This is a genomic window from Micromonospora sp. DSM 43699, from assembly GCF_055517075.1.
On record NZ_JBTMMT010000297.1, the window covers coordinates 1 to 236 of the forward strand.

The following is a 236-nucleotide window of genomic DNA, read 5'->3' on the forward strand; positions in this document are numbered from 1 at the left end:
TCCAGGGTGCGCAGGGTGCTACCGGTGCGTCGGGTGTCCAGGGTCCTCAGGGTGCACAAGGTGCGCAAGGTGACGTAGGCACGCAGGGCGCTCAAGGCACGCAGGGTGCGACCGGTGCGCAGGGCGCGCAGGGCTTCCAGGGTGCGCAGGGTGCTACCGGTGCGTCGGGTGTCCAGGGTCCTCAGGGTGCACAAGGTGCGCAAGGTGACGTAGGCACGCAGGGCGCTCAAGGCACG

Annotated in this window: 1 protein-coding gene; it reads right to left on the reverse strand. The window is 69.9% G+C overall.

All coding sequences use genetic code 11. The features are described 5' to 3' along the window. On the reverse strand, positions 1 to 194 hold a 194-nt coding region (locus AC0AIB_RS31695; protein WP_465098153.1), incomplete at its 3' end, for a hypothetical protein. Positions 195 to 236: the final 42 nt, after the last annotated feature.